This is a genomic window from Ralstonia sp. OTU4908, assembly GCF_038440115.1.
Classification (GTDB): Bacteria; Pseudomonadota; Gammaproteobacteria; order Burkholderiales; family Burkholderiaceae; genus Ralstonia; species Ralstonia pickettii.
Map to the genome: position 1 here is coordinate 21129 of NZ_JASATD010000007.1, position 19462 is coordinate 40590.

General features: G+C 61.1%; 21 protein-coding genes and 1 tRNA gene. 12 read left to right on the top strand and 10 right to left on the bottom strand.

What is annotated here, in order from left to right; translation table 11 throughout:
* Nucleotides 1-55: 55 nt before the first annotated feature.
* From aroC to AAHM38_RS08320, 4 genes are all read right to left on the bottom strand, one after another.
* Nucleotides 56-1156 (bottom strand): chorismate synthase, encoded by a 1101-nt coding sequence (gene aroC, locus AAHM38_RS08305; protein ID WP_012762132.1) that lies wholly within the window; start codon nucleotides 1154-1156, stop codon nucleotides 56-58.
* A gap of 85 nt (nucleotides 1157-1241) precedes the next feature.
* Nucleotides 1242-1655, bottom strand: coding sequence for an FKBP-type peptidyl-prolyl cis-trans isomerase (locus AAHM38_RS08310; protein WP_012762133.1), 414 nt, complete (start codon nucleotides 1653-1655; stop codon nucleotides 1242-1244).
* 94 nt (nucleotides 1656-1749) lie between these two features.
* A complete protein-coding gene (locus AAHM38_RS08315; protein WP_116576105.1) occupies nucleotides 1750-3657 on the bottom strand; it encodes an MFS transporter in 1908 nt (635 codons plus the stop codon).
* An 82-nt stretch (nucleotides 3658-3739) separates the two neighbouring features.
* The gene (locus AAHM38_RS08320; RefSeq protein ID WP_009240853.1) at nucleotides 3740-4195 is read right to left on the bottom strand and encodes a CBS domain-containing protein; all 456 of its coding nucleotides are present in this window, start codon (nucleotides 4193-4195) and stop codon (nucleotides 3740-3742) included.
* Nucleotides 4196-4434: 239 nt separating this feature from the next.
* On the opposite strand from AAHM38_RS08320, the gene AAHM38_RS08325 reads away from it, so the two are divergent.
* The 3 genes from AAHM38_RS08325 to AAHM38_RS08335 are packed head-to-tail and all read left to right on the top strand — an operon-like array spanning nucleotide 4435 to nucleotide 6932.
* A complete protein-coding gene (locus AAHM38_RS08325) occupies nucleotides 4435-5769 on the top strand; it encodes an O-acetylhomoserine aminocarboxypropyltransferase (protein ID WP_116576104.1) in 1335 nt (444 codons plus the stop codon).
* Nucleotides 5769-6593 (top strand): alpha/beta fold hydrolase, encoded by an 825-nt coding sequence (locus AAHM38_RS08330; RefSeq protein WP_116576103.1) that lies wholly within the window; start codon nucleotides 5769-5771, stop codon nucleotides 6591-6593. The genes AAHM38_RS08325 and AAHM38_RS08330 overlap by 1 nt, the downstream gene beginning before the upstream one ends.
* Before the next feature lie 21 nt (nucleotides 6594-6614).
* On the top strand, nucleotides 6615-6932 hold the full coding sequence (locus AAHM38_RS08335) for an Mpo1-like protein (RefSeq protein WP_116576102.1): 318 nt from the start codon (nucleotides 6615-6617) through the stop codon (nucleotides 6930-6932).
* Between the two features lie 4 nt (nucleotides 6933-6936).
* On the opposite strand, the gene AAHM38_RS08340 is transcribed toward AAHM38_RS08335, so the two are convergent.
* Nucleotides 6937-8268: a YihY family inner membrane protein gene (locus tag AAHM38_RS08340; protein WP_116576101.1), complete on the bottom strand. Its 1332-nt coding sequence runs from the start codon at nucleotides 8266-8268 to the stop codon at nucleotides 6937-6939.
* 68 nt (nucleotides 8269-8336) lie between these two features.
* On the opposite strand from AAHM38_RS08340, the gene wrbA reads away from it, so the two are divergent.
* From wrbA to AAHM38_RS08355, 3 genes are read left to right on the top strand one after another with little or no spacing between them, the layout of a single operon-like run.
* A complete protein-coding gene (gene wrbA, locus AAHM38_RS08345; RefSeq protein WP_009240858.1) occupies nucleotides 8337-8930 on the top strand; it encodes an NAD(P)H:quinone oxidoreductase in 594 nt (197 codons plus the stop codon).
* On the top strand, nucleotides 8927-9319 hold the full coding sequence (locus AAHM38_RS08350) for a DUF2069 domain-containing protein (RefSeq protein ID WP_116576100.1): 393 nt from the start codon (nucleotides 8927-8929) through the stop codon (nucleotides 9317-9319). Before wrbA ends, AAHM38_RS08350 begins: the two co-directional genes overlap by 4 nt.
* Before the next feature lie 6 nt (nucleotides 9320-9325).
* Entirely contained in the window at nucleotides 9326-10738 is a 1413-nt protein-coding gene (locus AAHM38_RS08355; protein ID WP_116576099.1) for an FAD-binding oxidoreductase, read from the top strand.
* 17 nt (nucleotides 10739-10755) lie between these two features.
* Here the strand turns inward: AAHM38_RS08355 and AAHM38_RS08360 are convergent, their stop codons facing one another.
* Nucleotides 10756-10959, bottom strand: a complete 204-nt coding sequence (locus AAHM38_RS08360) for a hypothetical protein (RefSeq protein WP_012762140.1) — start codon at nucleotides 10957-10959, stop codon at nucleotides 10756-10758.
* 372 nt (nucleotides 10960-11331) lie between these two features.
* Here AAHM38_RS08360 and AAHM38_RS08365 point away from each other — a divergent pair, with 372 nt between their 5' ends.
* The 5 genes from AAHM38_RS08365 to AAHM38_RS08385 all read left to right on the top strand — a co-directional run bounded on the left by AAHM38_RS08365 (nucleotide 11332) and on the right by AAHM38_RS08385 (nucleotide 14632).
* On the top strand, nucleotides 11332-11529 hold the full coding sequence (locus tag AAHM38_RS08365) for a hypothetical protein (RefSeq protein WP_009240862.1): 198 nt from the start codon (nucleotides 11332-11334) through the stop codon (nucleotides 11527-11529).
* Nucleotides 11530-11625: 96 nt separating this feature from the next.
* Nucleotides 11626-11702: transfer RNA gene (locus AAHM38_RS08370), tRNA-Arg, on the top strand.
* 316 nt (nucleotides 11703-12018) lie between these two features.
* Complete coding sequence (locus tag AAHM38_RS08375; RefSeq protein WP_310735567.1) at nucleotides 12019-13014, top strand: alpha/beta fold hydrolase; 996 nt, start codon at nucleotides 12019-12021, stop codon at nucleotides 13012-13014.
* Between the two features lie 77 nt (nucleotides 13015-13091).
* Nucleotides 13092-13670 (top strand): hypothetical protein, encoded by a 579-nt coding sequence (locus tag AAHM38_RS08380; protein WP_116576098.1) that lies wholly within the window; start codon nucleotides 13092-13094, stop codon nucleotides 13668-13670.
* 32 nt (nucleotides 13671-13702) lie between these two features.
* Entirely contained in the window at nucleotides 13703-14632 is a 930-nt protein-coding gene (locus AAHM38_RS08385) for an SOS response-associated peptidase family protein (protein ID WP_116576097.1), read from the top strand.
* 251 nt (nucleotides 14633-14883) lie between these two features.
* On the opposite strand, the gene AAHM38_RS08390 is transcribed toward AAHM38_RS08385, so the two are convergent.
* The 3 genes from AAHM38_RS08390 to AAHM38_RS08400 all read right to left on the bottom strand — a co-directional run bounded on the left by AAHM38_RS08390 (nucleotide 14884) and on the right by AAHM38_RS08400 (nucleotide 18331).
* The gene (locus tag AAHM38_RS08390) at nucleotides 14884-15366 is read right to left on the bottom strand and encodes a YbjN domain-containing protein (protein WP_165835790.1); all 483 of its coding nucleotides are present in this window, start codon (nucleotides 15364-15366) and stop codon (nucleotides 14884-14886) included.
* A gap of 557 nt (nucleotides 15367-15923) precedes the next feature.
* A complete protein-coding gene (locus AAHM38_RS08395; RefSeq protein ID WP_116576094.1) occupies nucleotides 15924-16658 on the bottom strand; it encodes a lysozyme inhibitor LprI family protein in 735 nt (244 codons plus the stop codon).
* 77 nt (nucleotides 16659-16735) lie between these two features.
* Nucleotides 16736-18331, bottom strand: a complete 1596-nt coding sequence (locus AAHM38_RS08400) for a lysozyme inhibitor LprI family protein (protein WP_207775325.1) — start codon at nucleotides 18329-18331, stop codon at nucleotides 16736-16738.
* Between the two features lie 122 nt (nucleotides 18332-18453).
* Here AAHM38_RS08400 and AAHM38_RS08405 point away from each other — a divergent pair, with 122 nt between their 5' ends.
* Nucleotides 18454-18756 carry a helix-turn-helix domain-containing protein gene (locus AAHM38_RS08405; protein WP_116576116.1) on the top strand — a complete coding sequence of 101 codons (303 nt, stop codon included), beginning with the start codon at nucleotides 18454-18456 and terminating at the stop codon, nucleotides 18754-18756.
* A 17-nt stretch (nucleotides 18757-18773) separates the two neighbouring features.
* Here AAHM38_RS08405 and AAHM38_RS08410 read toward each other — a convergent pair whose 3' ends face one another.
* A complete protein-coding gene (locus tag AAHM38_RS08410; RefSeq protein WP_116576093.1) occupies nucleotides 18774-19409 on the bottom strand; it encodes a recombinase family protein in 636 nt (211 codons plus the stop codon).
* Nucleotides 19410-19462 lie beyond the last annotated feature (53 nt).

The window sequence follows — 19462 nt, forward strand, 5'->3', positions numbered from 1 at the left end:
GCCCAACAAAAAAGACGGCTTGAAGCCGTCTTTTTTGTTGCCTGCGCGAATCAATTCAGGACGCTTTTGCCGCGATGGCCGGCGTCTCGACCGACACGTCGCCGCATTGCGCACGATGGCGCAGCGCGTGGTCGATCAGCACCAGCGCGAGCAGCGCCTCGGCGATCGGCGTGGCACGGATGCCAACGCACGGGTCATGGCGGCCGAACGTTTCGACCACAGCCGGATCACCCGCCTTGTCGATCGAACGACGCGGCGTGCGAATGCTCGACGTCGGCTTGATCGCCAGCGACACGGAGATGTCCTGCCCCGTGGAAATCCCGCCCAAGATGCCGCCGGCGTTGTTGCCGACAAAGCCCTCAGGCGTCAGCTCATCACCATGCTCGGAGCCGCGCTGGCTGACCGCGTGGAAGCCTGCACCGATCTCAACGCCCTTGACTGCGTTCAGACCCATCATGGCGTGGGCAATGTCTGCATCCAGGCGATCGAACAGCGGCTCGCCCCAGCCGACGGGCACGCCCGTGGCCACCACTTCAATGCGCGCGCCGACGGAATCGCCGTCTTTGCGCAGTGCATCCATGTAGGTTTCCAGTTCGGGAACGATCTCTGCATTTGGCGCGAAGAACGGGTTGTTCGGAACTTCGTTCCAGTCCATGAACGGGATCTGGATATCGCCCAGTTGCGACATGAAGCCGTGGATTTCGATGCCGAACTTCTCGCGCAGCCATTTCTTGGCGACTGCACCTGCGGCCACCGTCGGCGCAGTCAGGCGTGCGGAAGAACGGCCGCCGCCACGCGGGTCGCGGATGCCGTATTTGTGCCAGTACGTGTAATCGGCATGGCCGGGACGGAATGTCTCGGCGATGTTGCTGTAATCCTTGCTGCGCTGGTCGGTATTGCGGATCAGCAGGCAGATCGGGGTGCCCGTGGTTTTCCCTTCGTACACGCCTGAGAGGATCTCGACGAGGTCTTCCTCCTTGCGCTGCGTCACGTGGCGCGAGGTGCCGGGCTTGCGCCGATCCAGATCGGGCTGGATGTCTTCTGCAGACAGCGTCATGCCGGGCGGGCAGCCGTCGATGACAGCGCCGATGGCCGGGCCATGCGACTCGCCGAAGGTGGTGACGGAAAACAGCAGGCCCAGGGTATTGCCAGACATGATCGTGCTCAGGAAAGCGCCGCGACTGCCGCGGCGCGAAACATCAGGAAAACGCTATTGTAAGGCCGATCTATCGGCCCTTTGGTCAGCCGCCGATACCGAGCAGTTCGACCTCGAAGTTCAGCGTCGAATTGGGCGGAATGGTGCCGGGAACGCCGCGCTCGCCGTAAGCGCTGGCCGCCGGGCACGTCAGCTTCGCCTTACCGCCCACCTGCATTTTCTGCACGCCTTCGGTCCAGCAGGGAATCACGCGATTCAGCGGGAAGGAGATCGGCTGGCCGCGCTTGTAGGAGCTGTCGAATTCTTTGCCGTCACTCAGGGTGCCGCGGTAGTGCACCTTGACCGTGTCGCTGGCCTTGGGCGACGGGCCGGTGCCCTTGGTCAGCGTCTGGACGATCACACCGGAGGGCAGCGTCTCGGAAGCCGGCGATGCGGCTTGCGCGCTAACGGCAGCCAGGGCAAGCAACGAAGCACACAGCAGCGGGGAAACGTGTTTCATGGGAGGTCACGGGAGAGTTGGAGGTCAGAAAAATACATGAAGGCCGATTGCGGGCCGACCGGCAGTGTATCGAAGTCCGGGGGCCGGCCACGCGCTAGAGCCGCTCGCCGCGCAGCGCCAGCACGGCGGCCTGCATCGTTTCCGGCGACACGGCATGCGCCGGCACAGGCGTGCCGATGCACAGCTCCAGCTTGTTGAGGAAACCGCGACGGAACGGGCGCGACATTGCCGCCCCGCCCTTGCGGGAGAAAAAGCTGCCCCAAAGGCCGCGCAGCGCCATCGGCACCACCGGTACGGGCGTGCGTTCGGTGATGCGGCGCATGCCGTCCTTGAACGGGTTCATCTCGCCCGTGGCAGTGATCTTGCCTTCGGGGAAGATGCAGACGACCTCGCCTTCCGCCAGTGCCGCGGCAATCGTGTCATAGGCGCGCTTGAGCATCTCCGGGTCTTCATGCATCGGCGCAATCGGAATCGCCTTGACCGTGCGGAAGAACCACGACAGCAGCGGCACCTTGAAGATGCGGTGGTCCATCACAAAACGCACGGGCCGGCGCACGAACGCGCCCACCACCACGGCATCGACAAAGCTCACGTGGTTGCAGACCAGCAGGCACGGACCTTCATCGGGAATCTGCTCCGAGCCCTCCACCTTCACGCGGTAAACGGTATGGATCAGCAGCCACATCACGAACCGGATCAGGAATTCCGGCACCAGCGTGTAGATGTAGATCGCCACCACGGCGTTGAGGATGCCGGTGACCAGAAACAACTGCGGGATCGTGAACCCGGCACGCGTGAGCACCATCGCCAGCACGGCAGAAGCGATCATGAACAGCGCGTTGAGGATGTTGTTGGCGGCAATGATGCGCGCACGATGCGTCGGTTCGCAGCGGCTCTGGATCAGCGCGTACAAGGGCACGCTGTAGAAGCCGCCGAACATCGCCAGCAGGAACAGATCGGCCAGCACGCGCCAATGGCGATGGTTCTGCAGGAACCCGGAAATGCCCGTCAGCACGTCGTGCGCGACCAATGCCTCGGCATGCGAAGCAAAGTACAGGTCCACCGCGAAGACCGTCATGCCGATCGAGCCAAACGGCACCAGGCCGATCTCCACCGTGCGGCCCGAGAGCTTTTCGCACAGCACCGAGCCCAAGCCGATGCCGACCGAAAACACGGCCAGCAGCAGCGTCACGACATTCTGGTCGCCGCCGAGCACGTTGCGCGCGAAGGCAAAAAACGACGTCAGGAACGTCGCGCCCACGAACCAGAGCCACGAGATACCCAGCAGGCTGAGAAACACCGCGCGCTGGTTGCTCGCCAGCTTCAGGTTGCGCCAGGTCTCGGAGATCGGGTTCCAATTGATGCGCAGGTCCGGCTGCGACGCCGGCGAGACGGGCACACCGCGCGCGGTCAGCCACCCGGCCACGGCAATGACAATGCACGCAATACCAGTAAAAAGCGGGCCGATCAGCTCGCCGTTGCGGGTGTAATTGGCCAGTTCGCCGCCGCCAATGGTGCCGATCAGGATGGCGACAAAGGTGCCCATTTCCACCAGCCCGTTGCCGCCCACCAATTCAGCTGATTGCAGATGCTGGGGCAGATATGCGTACTTCACGGGCCCAAACAGCGTCGAGTGCACGCCCATCAAGAACGTGCAGAGGTACAGCAGTTCAACGTGGCGCAGCGCGAAACCTGCACAGCCGATCACCATGATGGCGATTTCCAATGTCTTCACCAGACGGATCAGGCGCGCCTTGTCCATGCGGTCGGCAATCTGCCCGCTGGTGGCAGACAGCAGCACAAACGGCGCGATGAAGATCGCTGAAATCAGGAACGCTGCGGACGCCGGGTCCGCATTGCCGAACAGCGCAGCGTGGTACGTGACCAACGAGGAAAACGCCACCTTGAAAACGTTGTCGTTCATTGCGCCCAGGAACTGGGTCCAGAAGAACGGTGCAAAACGACGCTGCTTCAGCAGGGAAAACTGGCTCGATTGGCTCATCGGCAGGAGGCTATTGGTTCAACAAAAAACCCGCTCGCAACGGCGGGCGGGTTTCAGGAATGCGGTGAAGAGATCGCGTAGATCAGTCTTCGTTGGCCTTTTCTTCCGGCCAGTCACGAATGTACGCCTTGAGCATCTTGTTTTCGAAACTTTGGTCTTCGAGCACCGCTTTGGCGACGTCGTAGAACGAGATCACGCCCATCAACGTGCGGCTGTCGAGCACCGGCAGGTAGCGCACATGGTGCTCCAGCATGATACGGCGTACTTCGTTGACTTCGGTTTCAGGCGTGCACGTGACAGGATGATCGTCCATCACCTTACGGATGGTGGTGCCGTCGCCCACGGAACCGTGGTTTTTGGCGACCACCTTGATGATTTCCCGGAAGGTCAGCATGCCGACCAGTTCGCCGTACTCCATGACCACGAGCGAGCCGATGTCTTTTTCCGCCATCGTCTGCACGGCCACCTGGAGCTTGGTTTCAGGTGCCACGGTGTAGAGCGTGTTGCCCTTCACGTGGAGGATATCGCTGACTTTCATATTGCGTCTCCCAGAGTTCGGGGTGCCGGTCTGCCGGGGAGCGACCGCGCGCGGGTTGTGGTTATGGTTATGTTTCGATCCTAGCCCAAACCCGATCGCTTCGACAAGCATGCAGCGCAGAAAAAACCTGTCAAAAACGGCGCCCGCTCGGCGTTTGCCCGGAATGCGCTGCAACAGGGAGCAGTGCTAGCATGCCCCGTCCAAACCTGTTCCCGCGCCCTCTCCGGGTGCTTGAATCCATGTCCAAAGCCCGCTTCGACACGCTGGCCCTGCATGCCGGCGCCGCGCCCGACCCGGCTACCGGCGCGCGCGCCACGCCGATTCACCTGAGCACGTCCTTTGTGTTCCGCGACAGCGAACATGCGGCGTCATTGTTCAATATGGAACGCGCGGGCCACGTGTATTCGCGCATCTCCAACCCGACCGTCGCCGTTTTCGAGGAGCGCATGGCCGCGCTGGAAAACGGCGTAGGCGCCATCGCCACGGCTTCGGGCCAGGCGGCGCTGCATCTGGCCATCGTCACGCTGATGGGCGCCGGCTCGCATATCGTCGCGTCTTCGGCGCTGTATGGCGGCTCGCACAACTTGCTGCACTACACGCTGCGCCGCTTCGGTATCGAGACAACCTTCGTCAAACCCGGCGACATTGATGGCTGGCGCGCTGCCATCCGCCCGAACACACGGCTGCTGTTTGGCGAGACACTCGGCAACCCGGGGCTGGACGTGCTCGACATCCCGACCATTGCATCGATTGCGCATGATGCGGGCGTGCCCCTGCTGGTCGACTCGACCTTCACCACGCCTTGGCTGCTGCAGCCGTTCGCGCATGGCGCAGATCTCGTCTATCACTCGGCCACCAAGTTCCTGGGCGGGCATGGCACGACCATCGGCGGCGTGCTTGTCGACGGGGGCACATTCGACTACGTCGCCGCCGGTAAGCACCCCGAACTGACCGAGCCGTACGCTGGCTTCCACGACATGGTGTTTGCAGAGGAAAGCACCGTCGCACCGTTCCTGCTGCGCGCGCGCCGCGAAGGCCTGCGCGACTTCGGTGCGTGCATGAACCCGATGGCCGCGTGGCAACTGCTGCAAGGCATCGAGACCCTGCCGCTACGCATGGCCCGACATGTGGACAACGCCCGCCGCATCGTCGCCTTCCTGGCAAGTCATCCGATGGTGGCATCGGTCGCCTACCCGGAGCTGGAATCGCACCCCGATCACGCGCTAGCCAAGCGCCTGCTGCCGCGGGGCTGCGGTGCAGTGTTCAGTTTTGATCTGCGCGGCGACCGGCGTGCCGGCCAGCAGTTCATCGAATCGCTCGGCCTGTTCTCGCACCTTGCCAACGTGGGCGATGCGCGCTCGCTGGTCATCCACCCCGCATCGACGACGCACTTCCGTATGGACGCCGACGCGCTGGCCGCGGCCGGCATCAGCGAAGGCACGATCCGCCTGTCCATCGGGCTGGAAGACGCAGACGACCTGATCGACGATCTCAAGCGCGGCCTGAAAGCCGCAGAGCGCGCGATGTCCGCCGCGCCCGGCAAAGCGGACGCCAACGCAACGGGAGCCCGCTGATGGAATGGACCGTACAGGGCGAGCGCGCCTACGCCTACACCGGCGGCAAGCCGTTCAACGCAGAACTGCCGTGCGTCGTATTTGTGCATGGCGCGCAGAACGATCATTCCGTCTGGGGCCTGCAGACGCGCTGGTTTGCGCACCACGGTTTCAGTGTGCTGGCGGTGGACCTGCCTGGGCACGGCCGCAGCGGCGGCGCACCGCTTGAGACCGTGGAAGCCATGGCTGACTGGGTGATGGCGCTGGTGCACGCGGCCGGCGTCACGCAGCCGGTGATTGTGGTCGGCCACAGCATGGGTTCGCTGATCGCGCTCGAGTGCGCGGCACGGTACGCAGATCGCGTACGCCGCATCGCGCTGGTGGCAACGGCTTGGCCGATGAAGGTGTCGGATGCATTGCTGGATGCCGCGCTCAACAACACGGCGGGCGCCATTGAAATGGTGAATACGTGGTCGCATTCGAGCCTCGCCAACAAGCCCTCGTCGCCCGGGCCGGGTTTCTGGATGCATGGCGGCAGTCAGCGGCTGATGGAACGGGTGGCGCGCGGTACCGAGGCGCCCGTGTTTCACATGGATTTTGCGGCCTGCAACGCCTATGCACGCGGCGCCGAAGCGATGGCGTCCGTGAAGTGCCCATCACTCGTCATCGTGGGCGAAAAAGACCAGATGACGCCAGCGAAAGCTGGACGTCACGTGGCAGCCGGATTGGCCGGCAGCCGTGTCGTGGGGCTGCCAGGCGGGCACGCGATCATGGGAGAATGCCCTGACGGCACACTCGACGCGCTGATCGCCTTTGCGCGTGAACGAGACGCAGTCGCCGCATAAGTCGCCCCCTGGAGACGCATCATGGGCACCACCGACACCCGCAGCTTCGGCAGCTTCGCCGAGTTCTATCCGTACTACCTGAGCGAGCACCAGGATCGCACCTGCCGGCGCCTTCACTTTGCCGGCTCGACGGTGGCGCTGGTGTGCCTGATCCTCCTGGTGTTCACGGGCAACCTGTGGTGGTTGCTGGGGGCGGCCGTGAGCGGTTACGCGTTCGCGTGGGTCGGACACTTCGGGTTCGAGAAGAACCGGCCCGCCACCTTCCGCCACCCCTTCTACAGCTTGATGGGTGATTGGGTGATGTACCGCGACATCTGGACGGGCAAGATCCCGTTCTGAGACGTCAGACGCTGGCGTTGGCAGCTGCGGGCATCGCAGAAGCCGGCGCCGGTGCCGCAGCGGCCTGCGTGGCCGCCACCACGCCGCGTTCACCCGTCGCGAAAATGCTCTCCAACGTGGCGTCGAGCGCCGGATTCTGCAATTGGCTGACCAGCGCGTGCGTGTCTCCCAAATGGCGAGCCAGCGCGGTGCGCGGCAAACGTGGCAGATTCAGCACGAGCTTTTCATAGAGCGGCCGCAAGGTGGTCGTGTGCGCATCGCATAGCAGCGCCCAGTGGGCCTCCCCGCGATCCTGCTGCAGTTTGCCGATGAGGTGCAGCGCTTTAAGCTTCGTCAGCAGGTCAACCAGATAATCGGCTTCCAACTGCAGGCGCCGGCCAATATCGCGCTCGGCAACCGTACGCGGCGCCTGTTCTCGCGCGCGATACAGCAGCAACAGAACACCCAGCGCATCAAAGAACTCGCTGCCCGGAAATGTGCGCCGCTGCCAGTAGCCCTGCCGGATGATCGGCAGCGTCGAGGCGATGGTCGCACCGAGCAGCGTCACCAGCCAGCTCACATAGATCCACGTGAGGAAGATCGGCAGCGTGGCAAACGCGCCGTAGACGGCCGTGTAGGTCGGGATATGCGCGACGTAAGCGCCAAAGACGCGTTTGGCGATTTCAAATGCCCCGGCGGCAATCAGGCCGGCAATGAACGCATCGCGCCGTTCCACGTTGGTATTCGGCACGAATACGTAGAGCATCGCAAATGCAATCGCCGACAGCAGGATCGGGACTAGGCTGACGATCACGCCCAGACCAAACGGCAGCTTGTGCACATAGCCCGCCGAAATCGACACGAGATACGAACTGACCGACAGGCTTGCGCCAATCAGCACGGGCGCGAATGTCATCAGTGCCCAGAACACCAGAACGCGCTGCGCCAGCGGCCGACGATGACGCACGCGCCAGATGGCGTTCAATGCGTTCTCGACGGTGAGCAATGTCATTACCGACGTCACGACCAGGCCGATCAGGCCCGCTGCCGTCAGCCCCTTGGCGTTGCTGGAAAACTGGTTGAGATACGTCAGGATCGGCCGACTGATGCTGCCGGGCACGAGGTTGCTGAACATGTAGCCTTCGATGTCCGCCCGGAAGCTCTTGAACATCGGGAAGGCCGTGAACAGCGCAAACGCCACCGTCAGAATCGGAACCAGCGACAGCACCGTCGTGAAGGTCAGACTACCAGCCACTTGCGGCAGGTGGTCTTCACCGGCACGGCGCAAGGCATAACGCGCCAGCGCACGCAGCTTGGCGGCATTCCATTTGCGAAGCGCACGGGTGTGAAAAAGCATGAAAAATGAGGCGGGAGGCGGGGTTGGGGGGCGCAACTATAATACCGCGACGCTCTCCACGCTTTGTTATGAAAGATATCCTGGTCCTGTACTACAGCCGTCACGGCAGCACGCGCGCGTTGGCCGAAGCCATCGCGCAAGGCATTGAAAGCATCGACGGCGCTCAGGCACGTGTGCGCACGGTGCCTGCCGTCTCCACCGTCTGTGAAGCCACGCAGCCCGACGTGCCCGACAGCGGCCCACCGTATGTGGAAATCAGCGACCTGGAGGAATGCGTGGGCCTGGCTTTGGGCTCCCCCACGCGCTTTGGCAACATGGCTGCGCCACTCAAGTACTTCCTGGATGGCACCACGCCGCAATGGCTGGCGGGCGCCCTGGCCGGCAAGCCGGCCTGCGTGTTCACCTCCACGGGCAGCATGCATGGCGGGCAGGAAACTACCCTGCTCTCGATGATGCTGCCGCTGCTGCACCATGGCATGGTCGTGCTCGGCCTGCCGTATCAGCACAGCGAACTGCTTTCCACCGAGGCGGGTGGCACGCCATACGGGCCGTCGCACGTGGCGCACCGCGGCGATACCGCACCGCTGACCGCCCATGAACGCACGCTCGCCACCGCCATGGGCCGGCGGCTGGCACAGACTGCGCTGAAGCTCGCCGCATGAACCCCACCGACAACGCCGTCACCGAATCCCGAACGCTGGCTCTGCTGAGTGCAGGCAGCCTCATCGCATTGATCGTCCTGTGTGCCGCATGGGAGCTGTGGCTCGCGCCCGTGCGCCCGGGCGGCTCGTGGCTGGTGCTCAAGGCGCTGCTGCTGGCATGGCCGCTGCCTGGCGTGCTGCGCAAGAACCGCTACACGATGCAATGGGCGTCGATGTTCATCCTGCTGTTCTTTACCGAAGGCATCGTGCGGGCAACATCGGACGTTGGGCTTTCGCGCTCGCTGGCGTGGGGCGAGGTGGCCCTCAGCGTGGTGTTCTTCACGGCAACCATCTTCTATCTGCGCCCGTTCAAGCGTGCAGCCAAAGCCCGCGCCAGCCAAAGCACCTGACCCGCCATGACTCACGATGCCTTCCTGCAAGCCTGCGTTGATGCGATCGGTGCCACGCATGTCCTGACTGCACCTGAAGACCAGGCGCCTTATCTTACGGACTGGCGCAAGCGCTTTTCGGGGCGCGCACGCGCAGTGTTGCGCCCGGGGAGCGCAGACGAGGTGGCGGCGCTCGTGCGCGTGTGCGGCGAACACGGCGTGCCCATCGTCCCGCAAGGCGGCAACACCGGCCTGTGCGGCGGCGCCACGCCCGACATGAAAGGCGACGCGGTGGTGATCTCGTTGCAGCGCATGCAGCGCGTGCGCGCCGTCGACCCGATCAACAACACCATCACCGTAGATGCCGGCTGCATCCTGGCCAACGTGCAGCAGGCCGCCGCGGATGCCGACCGCCTCTTCCCGCTGAGTCTGGCTGCAGAAGGCAGTTGCACAATCGGCGGCAATCTTGCGACCAATGCTGGCGGCACCGCGGTCCTGCGCTACGGCAACGCGCGCGAATTGTGCCTCGGCATCGAAGCGGTGCTGCCCAACGGCGAACTGTGGAACGGCCTGCGCGGCCTTCGCAAGGACAACACCGGCTACGACCTGCGTGACCTGCTGATCGGCGCGGAAGGCACGCTCGGCATCATCACCGGGGCGATGCTGAAACTGTTTCCGCAGCCTCGCGCCAAGGTGACGTCGCTGGCGGCGCTGCAATCGCCGCGGCAGGCGTTGGCGTTTCTATCGCTGGCGCAGGGCCATGCAGGCACGTTGCTGACCGGCTTCGAGCTGATGTCGGCGTTTTGCCTGGAACTGGTGCGCAAGCATTACCCGCAGTTGCGCGTGCCGTTCACGCAGGCGTATCCGCAATACGTGCTGTTGGAATTGTCCGACCTGGAGAGCGAAGAGCACGCGCGCACGCTGTTTGAATCGCTGATGGAAGACGCGCTCGCACGCGGCGTGATCGACGATGCGGCAGTGGCCGAGTCGGTGGCCCAGTCGCGCGATTTCTGGAGCCTGCGCGAACACATTCCGCTGGCGCAGGCCGATGAAGGCAAGAACATCAAGCACGATATTGGCGTGCCAATCTCGCGCATTGCAGACTTCATCGACGTGACCGACTGCGCCCTGGCCACGGCCTACCCCGACATCCGCATGGTGACGTTCGGCCATCTTGGCGACGGCAACCTGCACTACAACGTGTCGCCGCCGGAAGGCCATGCGCACGATGCTTTCCTGGCCAACCAGGACGGCATCAACCGCATCGTGCACGACAGCGTGCATGCGCACGGCGGCTCCATCTCAGCCGAACACGGCATCGGCCAGCTCAAGCGCGACGACAACGCGCGCTACAAGAGCCCCGTTGAAATGGCGGCCATGCGCGCGATCAAGCAGGCGCTGGACCCGCGCGGCCTGATGAATCCGGGGAAGGTGTTGTAGGGCGATCCGGCCTTGCTTCAGCCGAATAGCTTGAACGTGTAGTTCGCCACCGCGAAGAGGACCGTGGCGGCCAGCAGCCACAGCAGCATGCGCGGTACGCCGCTGGGCGGCAGACGATGCTCGTTGGCGTTGGAACGATCGCCGATACGCCCGCTCTGGGCGCTACGAATGTATGTGGTGCGCGACGACCCTGCCGGGCGTCGTGGATGACGCATGCTCATTGTTGTTTCCTCCCTGCCCCATGGCTAGCGCCTCGCCCGGCTCCCTGCAGCCACAGCGAAACACAGCAGACCCATGGATCGCTCCATGGCTGCCCAAACAAGACTCCCTGATTTCCCGTCTAGTCGGAACCCAAAAGGCTTCGACACGCCCGTTTGGCGTGCATAGGCACGGCGTTCCGCGTCATTGCGCGGAATTTCGAATGAAACGTTATTGTTGTGTGGCACTACCCGACGCCACGAAATGTATCAAAAATCCCCCCAATTGGGGGGTACGCATTTTGGGTATGTGTCCTTTCGGATGATGCGCAGGAACGACGCTTGCGGAACAGGTCAGGGCAAACCCGGAATTCGACTCACATACGGAGGCAGCCCATGCCAGCTTCGCCTGATCTGACCAAGCGCGCCCACATCACGCCGCCGCAACCGGCCGAACAGCCACCGCACCCGCCGCCGGAAATGCCGCCCCCCGACGAACCGGCGCATGACCCAGTGCACGACCCCGAACCCCAAACGTCCCCAATCGAACTGCCCCCCGGCGAGCTACCGCCGGAAATCCCGCCCCAGCATTAGCGCGACGCAACATCCCATCTGTTAGAATCGCGGCCTCCCAGGCAACCGGAGGCCGCGCGTTTTTGGTATGCCTGGGCAGCCTGCACCTCTGCATTTCTGCCCATAGCTCAGTTGGATAGAGCATCGGCCTTCTAAGCCGACGGTCGGGGGTTCGAATCCCTCTGGGCAGGCCAATAATCCTTATGGATCAAGCACTTAGTTTGAGCGTCACTGCGACGGTTGAACGAGTGAGCACGAGGAAGTGTGCTCAAAGTGTGCTCGGATTTTACCCTTGGCACGTGTCCCACGATCCTGAAAGATCATCGCCGGACACGCCCTATCATTCGTCAGTGCATCTTCCTGATCCAACCCAGTTCACTGTCTGGCGGCGCAGCCATGCCCTACCTACACTGGGCCAATAGGTTATGCGACCACGTCAACACGCGAGCGGAAACCCTTGGTTGTCAGTTGGCACAGCACCTTCTCCAAGAGTAACAAGGGAGAAAACCCGTGAAGACGTTCCTGCGCATACTTGCCACCGCGTTCTCGGCCTCTCTCGGGTTGGTCGCTGGCGTTGCTCCACAAAAGCTTGTCCACCTGTATGGGCGGCTTGTCGGTATGGCGCTTGTGTCGGTCGCCTTCGCTGGATGTACAAGCGTGGCACCCCGCAGTTGGGAACTCCCTTCCGACGTAAAGGTACTGACGACGAACGGCTATGCGATGGCTTACGTGGAGCGGGGACAGGGTGCGCCTTTAGTCTTGGTGCATGGGACCCTCGGCGACTATCGCAATTGGGAGCCGGTGATGCCCATGCTATCGAGCCATTTCCGAACCATTTCGGTCAGTCTGAGGCACGCCTACCCGGAACCTTGGAATGGTCAAGGCAATGACGCTGCAATCGCACAACACGCCGCTGATCTTGCAGCTTTCATTCGGGCACTCGGCATCGGCCCGGTGCACTTGCTTGGGCACTCACGCGGCGGGGCTGTGGTGCTGCTGACCGCGTCAGCCCATCCTGAACTTGTGCGTAGCGTAATCTTGGCTGACCCTGCGCCATTTGTGACGTTGCTACCGGATCGACCGGAAGTACAGGCTGCTGAAGAGAAACGAACGGCAATATCCCAATCAATGCTGGAACGTTTTCAGAAGGGAGATTTGGACGGCGGTGCAGCGTTGTGGATCAATGCCGTTGGTGGTCCGGGAGCTTGGGCCGCAGCCTCTGCAACTTCACAGGGCATCTGGCGTTCGAACGCTTGGACGGCAAAAACACTGGTGGATGACGACCGACAGCCCTTTCACTGCAATGACGCAGCGCGTATCACTGCACCGGTTCTGCTCATCACCGGTGACAGAAGCCCACCGATCTATGGCTACATGCAGGAAGGACTGCGGCCATGCCTGAAGCAAGTCACCAATGCGGTGATCGCAAACGCTGGTCACGGCATGTTTCGCGCCAACCCTAAAGCATTCAGCGAACGCGTAGCTGAATTCGTGGCCGACCACTGAACCCACAGGTCTGGACATTGGCACTCAGTGCCGCGAAGCGGCGCACAGATCACGTCTCCATTGTCACCCGTTGACCCATGATGATGGTCGCAGGATACTGTATATCCATACAGTATTTGCGCATCATGGAAACGCCCCCGCCAACCCACATCGTCCACAAGTACCGCTATCTGGATGCCAGGACCGGTCAGTGGAGAATGACGCGGCACCACATGAGCGCCGAACAGGCGGCAAAGTTCTTCGACCCTGACAGGGACCCCGATTTCAAAGTCGAGCAATGGGAACCGGTGGAGTGCACACGCGAAGATCGTCGCACTGGCTATCCGATGCATGGGCCTGGGATTCAGTGCAACCCGCCGAAGAGCACAGCTTCTCCGCCAAGCAGGCTGAAGGTGGACGAGATTCGTGCGATATGGGAACGAAACAAGTGTGAGGACGTGAGGCGCCTGATGTGGGAGATTTGGTATCTCCGAAGCACCGTTGAATACGCCAGATACGTTGCTGAATGGTGCGAATGCGCCGACATCGAACCGCCGTTTGACAGGCGCTTCACAGCGCTTCGCATTGCACTGACCAGCCACCCATCCCCGGCGCCGCTGGAATGGACCAGTGCAGAATTGGTGATCATGAAACGCAACGCCCGTGCACGGCGCTGATCTATCATGGCCGCACCACTTCGGGGACCACCATGTGTTACTCCGCCCGTATTGAAGCCGACTACCGGCGCTTCGTGAAGGAGTACGGCGCCATCATGTCGCTGGATGACTTCTCGCGGATGATCATGGAGTACTTCCGCAATCCCAAGATGCGCGTCCCGAAGGCCATGACGGCCCCGTTTTTGGAATCACCGGAGACGGACGAGGAACGAAAGATTGCCGAGGTGCTGCGAGCACGAATGGCCGCTGACGAAATCGAGCTTCTGCAAGAACTGGCTAAGCAGACGGAGCGCTTGGACAAGGCCAAACAGGCGCTCGCCATAAAGGCGACCAAGAAGGCTGCCGAAGATGTGCGTATAGCAACCAACAAGATCGAAGCGGCAAAGGGCAAGCTAGAAGACCTGAAGAACACCGAACTGAAGCCGCGTGATTCGCGCATCTATCCGGGCTGGTACGCACCGGTCATGGTGATGGAGAACGGTCGGCGCACGGTCAAGCCAATGCGGTACGGATGCAGGCCCGCAGGTAAGCCAGCCTTCTATGACACCAAGTATCCGGGCACGTACAACGCACGGCGAGATAACCTGCGTGGGTTCTGGAAGGAACAGTACGGCCACACTCATGGCCTGATTCTCGTTGATGCCTTTTATGAGAACGTCGCTCGTGAAGATGGAACGAACGTGGTGATGGAGTTCCGGCCTGACCCGCCACAAACACTGCTGGTTGCTTGCTTGTGGTCGCATTGGACCGAACCCGGACAGAAGGACCTGCTCTCGTTTGCGGCCATCACAGACGACCCGCCACCGGAAATTATGGAAGCAGGACATGACCGATGCATCGTGCCGATCAAGGCTGAGAACATTGATGCATGGCTTACGCCCAATCCGAAGAAATTAGGCGCGATGGATGCGATTCTTGAAGACCGGGCCGCGCCTTTCTACTTGCACAAGTTCGCGGAGTGATTGCGCGTGCGTGGACCGCCATAAGGACGTTATGGCACTGCCGTCAGTTCGATTGATTTCGGACCCACCATCCGCAAGCTCAAAGTGCAGACTGCCATCCCGTAGTCGCCAACACCCAACAGGGGCGAATCCAATCTCGAACAGGCGATTCATTGGCTCTCCATTGGCACGACCATCGATGCATCGATAGCAAGTGGCCCAATAATACAAAAACCGCCTTGAATGGCGGCTTCAGCGTTGATAGCAGACTGTCAGTTCAGCAGCACGCCTCTGGCTGGCCCTGAGTCCACATTAGCAGGCACGGCAGCCGGACGACCAAAATCAATCAGCGCGTCGTCGTTGTGGGCATGCACAACGTATTCCAGCAACGACCCAAACCGGTTGACCACGGACATGAAGGCTGCGGCTACCAGACCTCCGGTGAACGGGAGTGAGTAGCTGACGGATAAGTCTTCATCTTGGTCGATGGTGAAAACCGGTAGGAATACGCCTTCGTTGAGACGCCGTGCCAGTTCCCGCCTGTCTTCAAGGGTCGCATCTCGCCGCAAGGGAAGATAGGTCATCAACTGGATGAACTTGCGATTCTCGATGATGGCAATGCGGAATCCAAGGCCTTGCGGCGACCTTAGCCGAATGCCGTCCGCGTCCACCATGTACGGCACCAAGCCGCTATCGCGGATGTGGGCTGCAAGGTTGTCGATGGTGATGTCGGATTCGTTGAAGATTTTCGTCAATAGGCCCTCCGGTTTGTATGGCAAGTCGTGACAAAAAAGGATGCCGGGCGGGCATCCTTGATTGTTGTGTGTGACGCGGTGATCGGTATGGTCAAACTGCGTGTTCTCGATGAGAGGCGAGGTCCTCTGCCATCAAGCGCCCAAGGAGAATCCCTGCACTCAGCGCCATTCCCAAGGAAACGTAACCTTCCGGCACCCCGGCGTGGTTCCACTCCGTTGTTTTCCCCGTGCAAGGGATGAAGCGATATTCACTTTCCCATCTGTTGTCGGTTCGCCGCGCCGTGCGTACTTCTACTGTTCCATTCTTCGCTTTCACTGTGGTTTGCACTGCGTTCTCCTAAGCCCCCTCAGGATAGGCCGCTATTGTGGTAGCAGTCCCTGCACGCACCATATGCTCAGATGAGGTGCACGTCTAGTGACCTATGGGTGCCTTTCCATCAAGACCCGCACCCAGCACGGGTCTTGATTTCTGCTGTGGAAACTCACGCACGTAGCTTGGCGCCATAGGTGCTCACTCCGGGACGACATCCACGCCAGCGCCGTCCCGGCGTCAATCATCAATCCCCGCCAGTGACGCAGTTGCACTCGATGGTCGCGCCCTTGGCACTTGTCAGTGACCGTTGAATGCCAGCCGGACAGGTCTTGTTCTTCGGAAACTTGATGGTCTTCGCCAAATCGGGGTTCTTCGCCTTGAAGTCGGCAACCGGGACATCCAGACGCACAGACACCACGCTGGAAGCACCACCATCAGCCGTATCCACGGCAGCCACCTTGATGCCGCGGAAGGCCACGTTGCCCGCACGAATCTGACCGTCGAGGTCTGCCGGTGCGGCAAATGGCGTGCAGGACTTCATCCAAGATTCGATGACCGGATTGTCCTTGGCCTGGACGGTGACCGGTTGTGAACCGCCTTGGGCTGCTGGCGTCGCCGGACCTGCCTTGATGTCGGCGGACTGGACGCAGGATGCATGCATACCAGTGACCACTGGCGCTTCGCACACATCATCCACGCGCTTCCGGTACAGATCGACCAGACATTGCTCAGTGGTGCACTTGTTGCGCTGACCGATCCATGCGCGCTGTTCCTTCTTCAACGACGCACCGCCATCACCTAAATCGGTCGCCAGCATGGCGTCATAGTTCTCCTTCAGTGCGTCGTCCAGCTTGCCAAGCAACGGACTGGCACAGATGGTCTTTTCCACGAAGGTCAATGCCTTCTTACAGTCGAATGAGGTGGCATGTGCCAGCGGCGACACGACAAGCGCGGCCAAAATCAAATGGCGAATGATCATAGGGTTCCCCGTTTTCAGTAGTCGAATGATGAAAAACCGCCGATGACGGCGGTTGGTATTGATCTTGGGTTGGTGCCTTACATCGCGGACAGGGCTTGGATGCGGGCTTCCGTCGTCTTCAGAAGACAGGCCGCGTCATCACAAACGTTCCGTTCCTTCAACCAATCGCGTTGCTGCTGCTTCAGTGCTGCGGGATCGGTCGATTTCGCCAGTGCAGCGCGGTACGATGACGCGAGGCGACGATCTGCTTCACCGGTCGCAGGCGTGGAACACGTCAAACGTTCGATCTTCGATTCGGCCCGTGAGCAGTCAAAGGACGCGACGATGGCAGCCTGTACGGGTTGCGCAGCCTGTGTCACAGGTACCGGCGCTGCTTCAGCTTGGACCACGGGTTTCACAGGTTCCTCAACCGACGTCGGTACAGCTTGCCCAGACGGCACAAGAACACTGGCGATGCCTTGCGGCAGAGGGCACTGCTTGGTCAAGGCATCCGACAACGCGATGAAGTTGGGGTACTTCGCCGGGTCCAAGGACTTGGTTTGCACGATGTAGCTGATGCGCTGAAAGTCGTCTTGGCCCCAGACCTGCTCAAACTGTGTCAGCCTGCACCGGCACAGGCCAACGTCCGACTGCTTGCCGCACTCCTGCGCAACGGCATCCTTGTACGCCTTATCCCACTTCACGCCATTCCGTTTCGACGCGGACACATCGGCGACGGTGTATGCCAAGGCACCATACGCCATGCCATACATACGGAAGTTGGTGGATGCCTCTTCGGCGTTCACGAAGACGATTTCAACAATCGGCCCGGTCTTCCTTTCCTCTTTGTCCGCTGGGGTCGAAACCTTGTAGCTGATCTCTTCATTGAACACCTGTCCTGTTTTGCGGATAGCCTCGCCCATCAGCGTGCCATCACCGAGCACCGCCCTCGCCTTCGCCAAATCCGCATCCGGGAAGGTGATGACAAGTTTGCCTTTGCACTTCACGAACTTCGATGCCGTGTTGCGGCCCGTTTCGGTGATCATCTCGACCCGGAAATTGATCCGCTTGCGCTCAATCGCCATCGTCAGATCGGGGATGTCTGCCCCCGCCAACTGTTCGGCATAGGTGTCGATGATCGTTTTCTTCACGTCCGGCGACGCGCAGTCCAGCTTGTTGCCACCGAACAAGGCTGCGACACCCGACAACGGCCCGCCAGTTGAAGCCTGACCGCCAGCCCTGTCGGCTGCATCACTGGCCCCTTGTGTGGCAACCAGAAGCCCGAAGACGGCGACGACGTACAGGACCGCTACACCGAGGGCCGCTAGTACCGGCCTCACCAACGACTTCTTCTCATAGGTCTTCCCAAAGCTGTCCTTCACATAGCCGATCTGCTTGCGCCCCGAAAACAGGTACCAGATGAAGAAGTAGATCAGTCCACCGATGTTGGCGAATCCACGACCGGCGTCAGTGTCACCACCAGTCTTGGCCTCAAAGCAGACCGCAACGGCCACCGCTGCCAGAACGAACAGGCTGACGTAGAACCATGCCTTCGAAGCTGAGGCCCGTTCTGGCTGACCGAGAGAACGCCAGTTCATCGACTGCATGAGGCTGCCGAACGCAGGTGTGAGTACGAAGCTAAGACTGGCGACAGTTGATGGATTCCAGATCGGTTGATTTTGGTTGTTCTGCATATTGGTCCCTTCCCATGTTGCGTGTTCTTCTGGATTGATGCGCCCGCCATACTACCAAATCGGTAGCATTCGAGACGAGCCAAAACCCGACGATCTTCGTCTTCAGTCACTTGAAGGCAAGCATGTCGGTATTTGCCCAACGGCTCAAAGCCGCACGCCTACGAACCGGACTATCTCAGGAACGTCTTGGCATCGAAGCTGGACTTGACCCGATGTCGGCCAGCACACGGATGAACCGTTATGAACAAGGGAAGCGCGTACCCGACGCACCGCTTGTCGAACGGATCGCCGCCGTGTTGGGCGTACCTGCTGCGTACCTTCATTCAAGCGACGACGACGAAGCGGAACTGCTTCTGAAGTTTCATCGCCTGAACAAAAAGCAACGCGCCAAGGTCATTGCCGTTGTAGATGAACTGTCCGGGTAGTTGCGGACGACGCAGGGTTATGAAGCGGCCTCGACGGCAGCATCTTCTTTGACCTGCCGTGCCAACCGCGACAACGTGGACCGGGAGCATCCCGTGGCGGCCACAATCGTGTTCCAGCTATCACCACGTTGCAGCATCTGCATGATGGCGGCGTTCCGCTGAACATCAGGTTTGCGGCCCTTATAGCCACCTTCAGCTTTCAGTTTCTCGATCCCCTGCGCCTGACGGCGACGCCGGTCGTCATAGTCTTTCCGTGCGATGGCGGCCAGCATGTCCAGCATCATGGCGTTCAGCGCATCCATCATCCGACCGGTGATGTCGTCGGTGTCGGTCGTCAGCATCCATGAAGTCGGCAGATCGAGCGCCACGACCCGTATGCGCCGTGATTGGAGTTCGAACTTCAGTTTGGCCCAATCATCCGCATTGAGTCGCGAGAGGCGGTCCACCTGTTCAATGAGGACCCGGTCGCCTTCGTGGCAGTCCGCCAGCAACCGAAACAGTTCAGGACGTTGAAGCGATGCTCCCGATTCGTTCTCGACGTAGAAGGCTGCGATCTGAAGTCCGCGTTCCTTCGCGAACTCGATCAGTTCATTCTTAGCCCGACTGGCATCTTGTTCTTTGGTGGAAGCGCGAAGGTAGGCACGGACGAACATGAACCACCCCCTTTCAGTTTGATTAGGATGGTTCGCATAATATAGGTTCGATT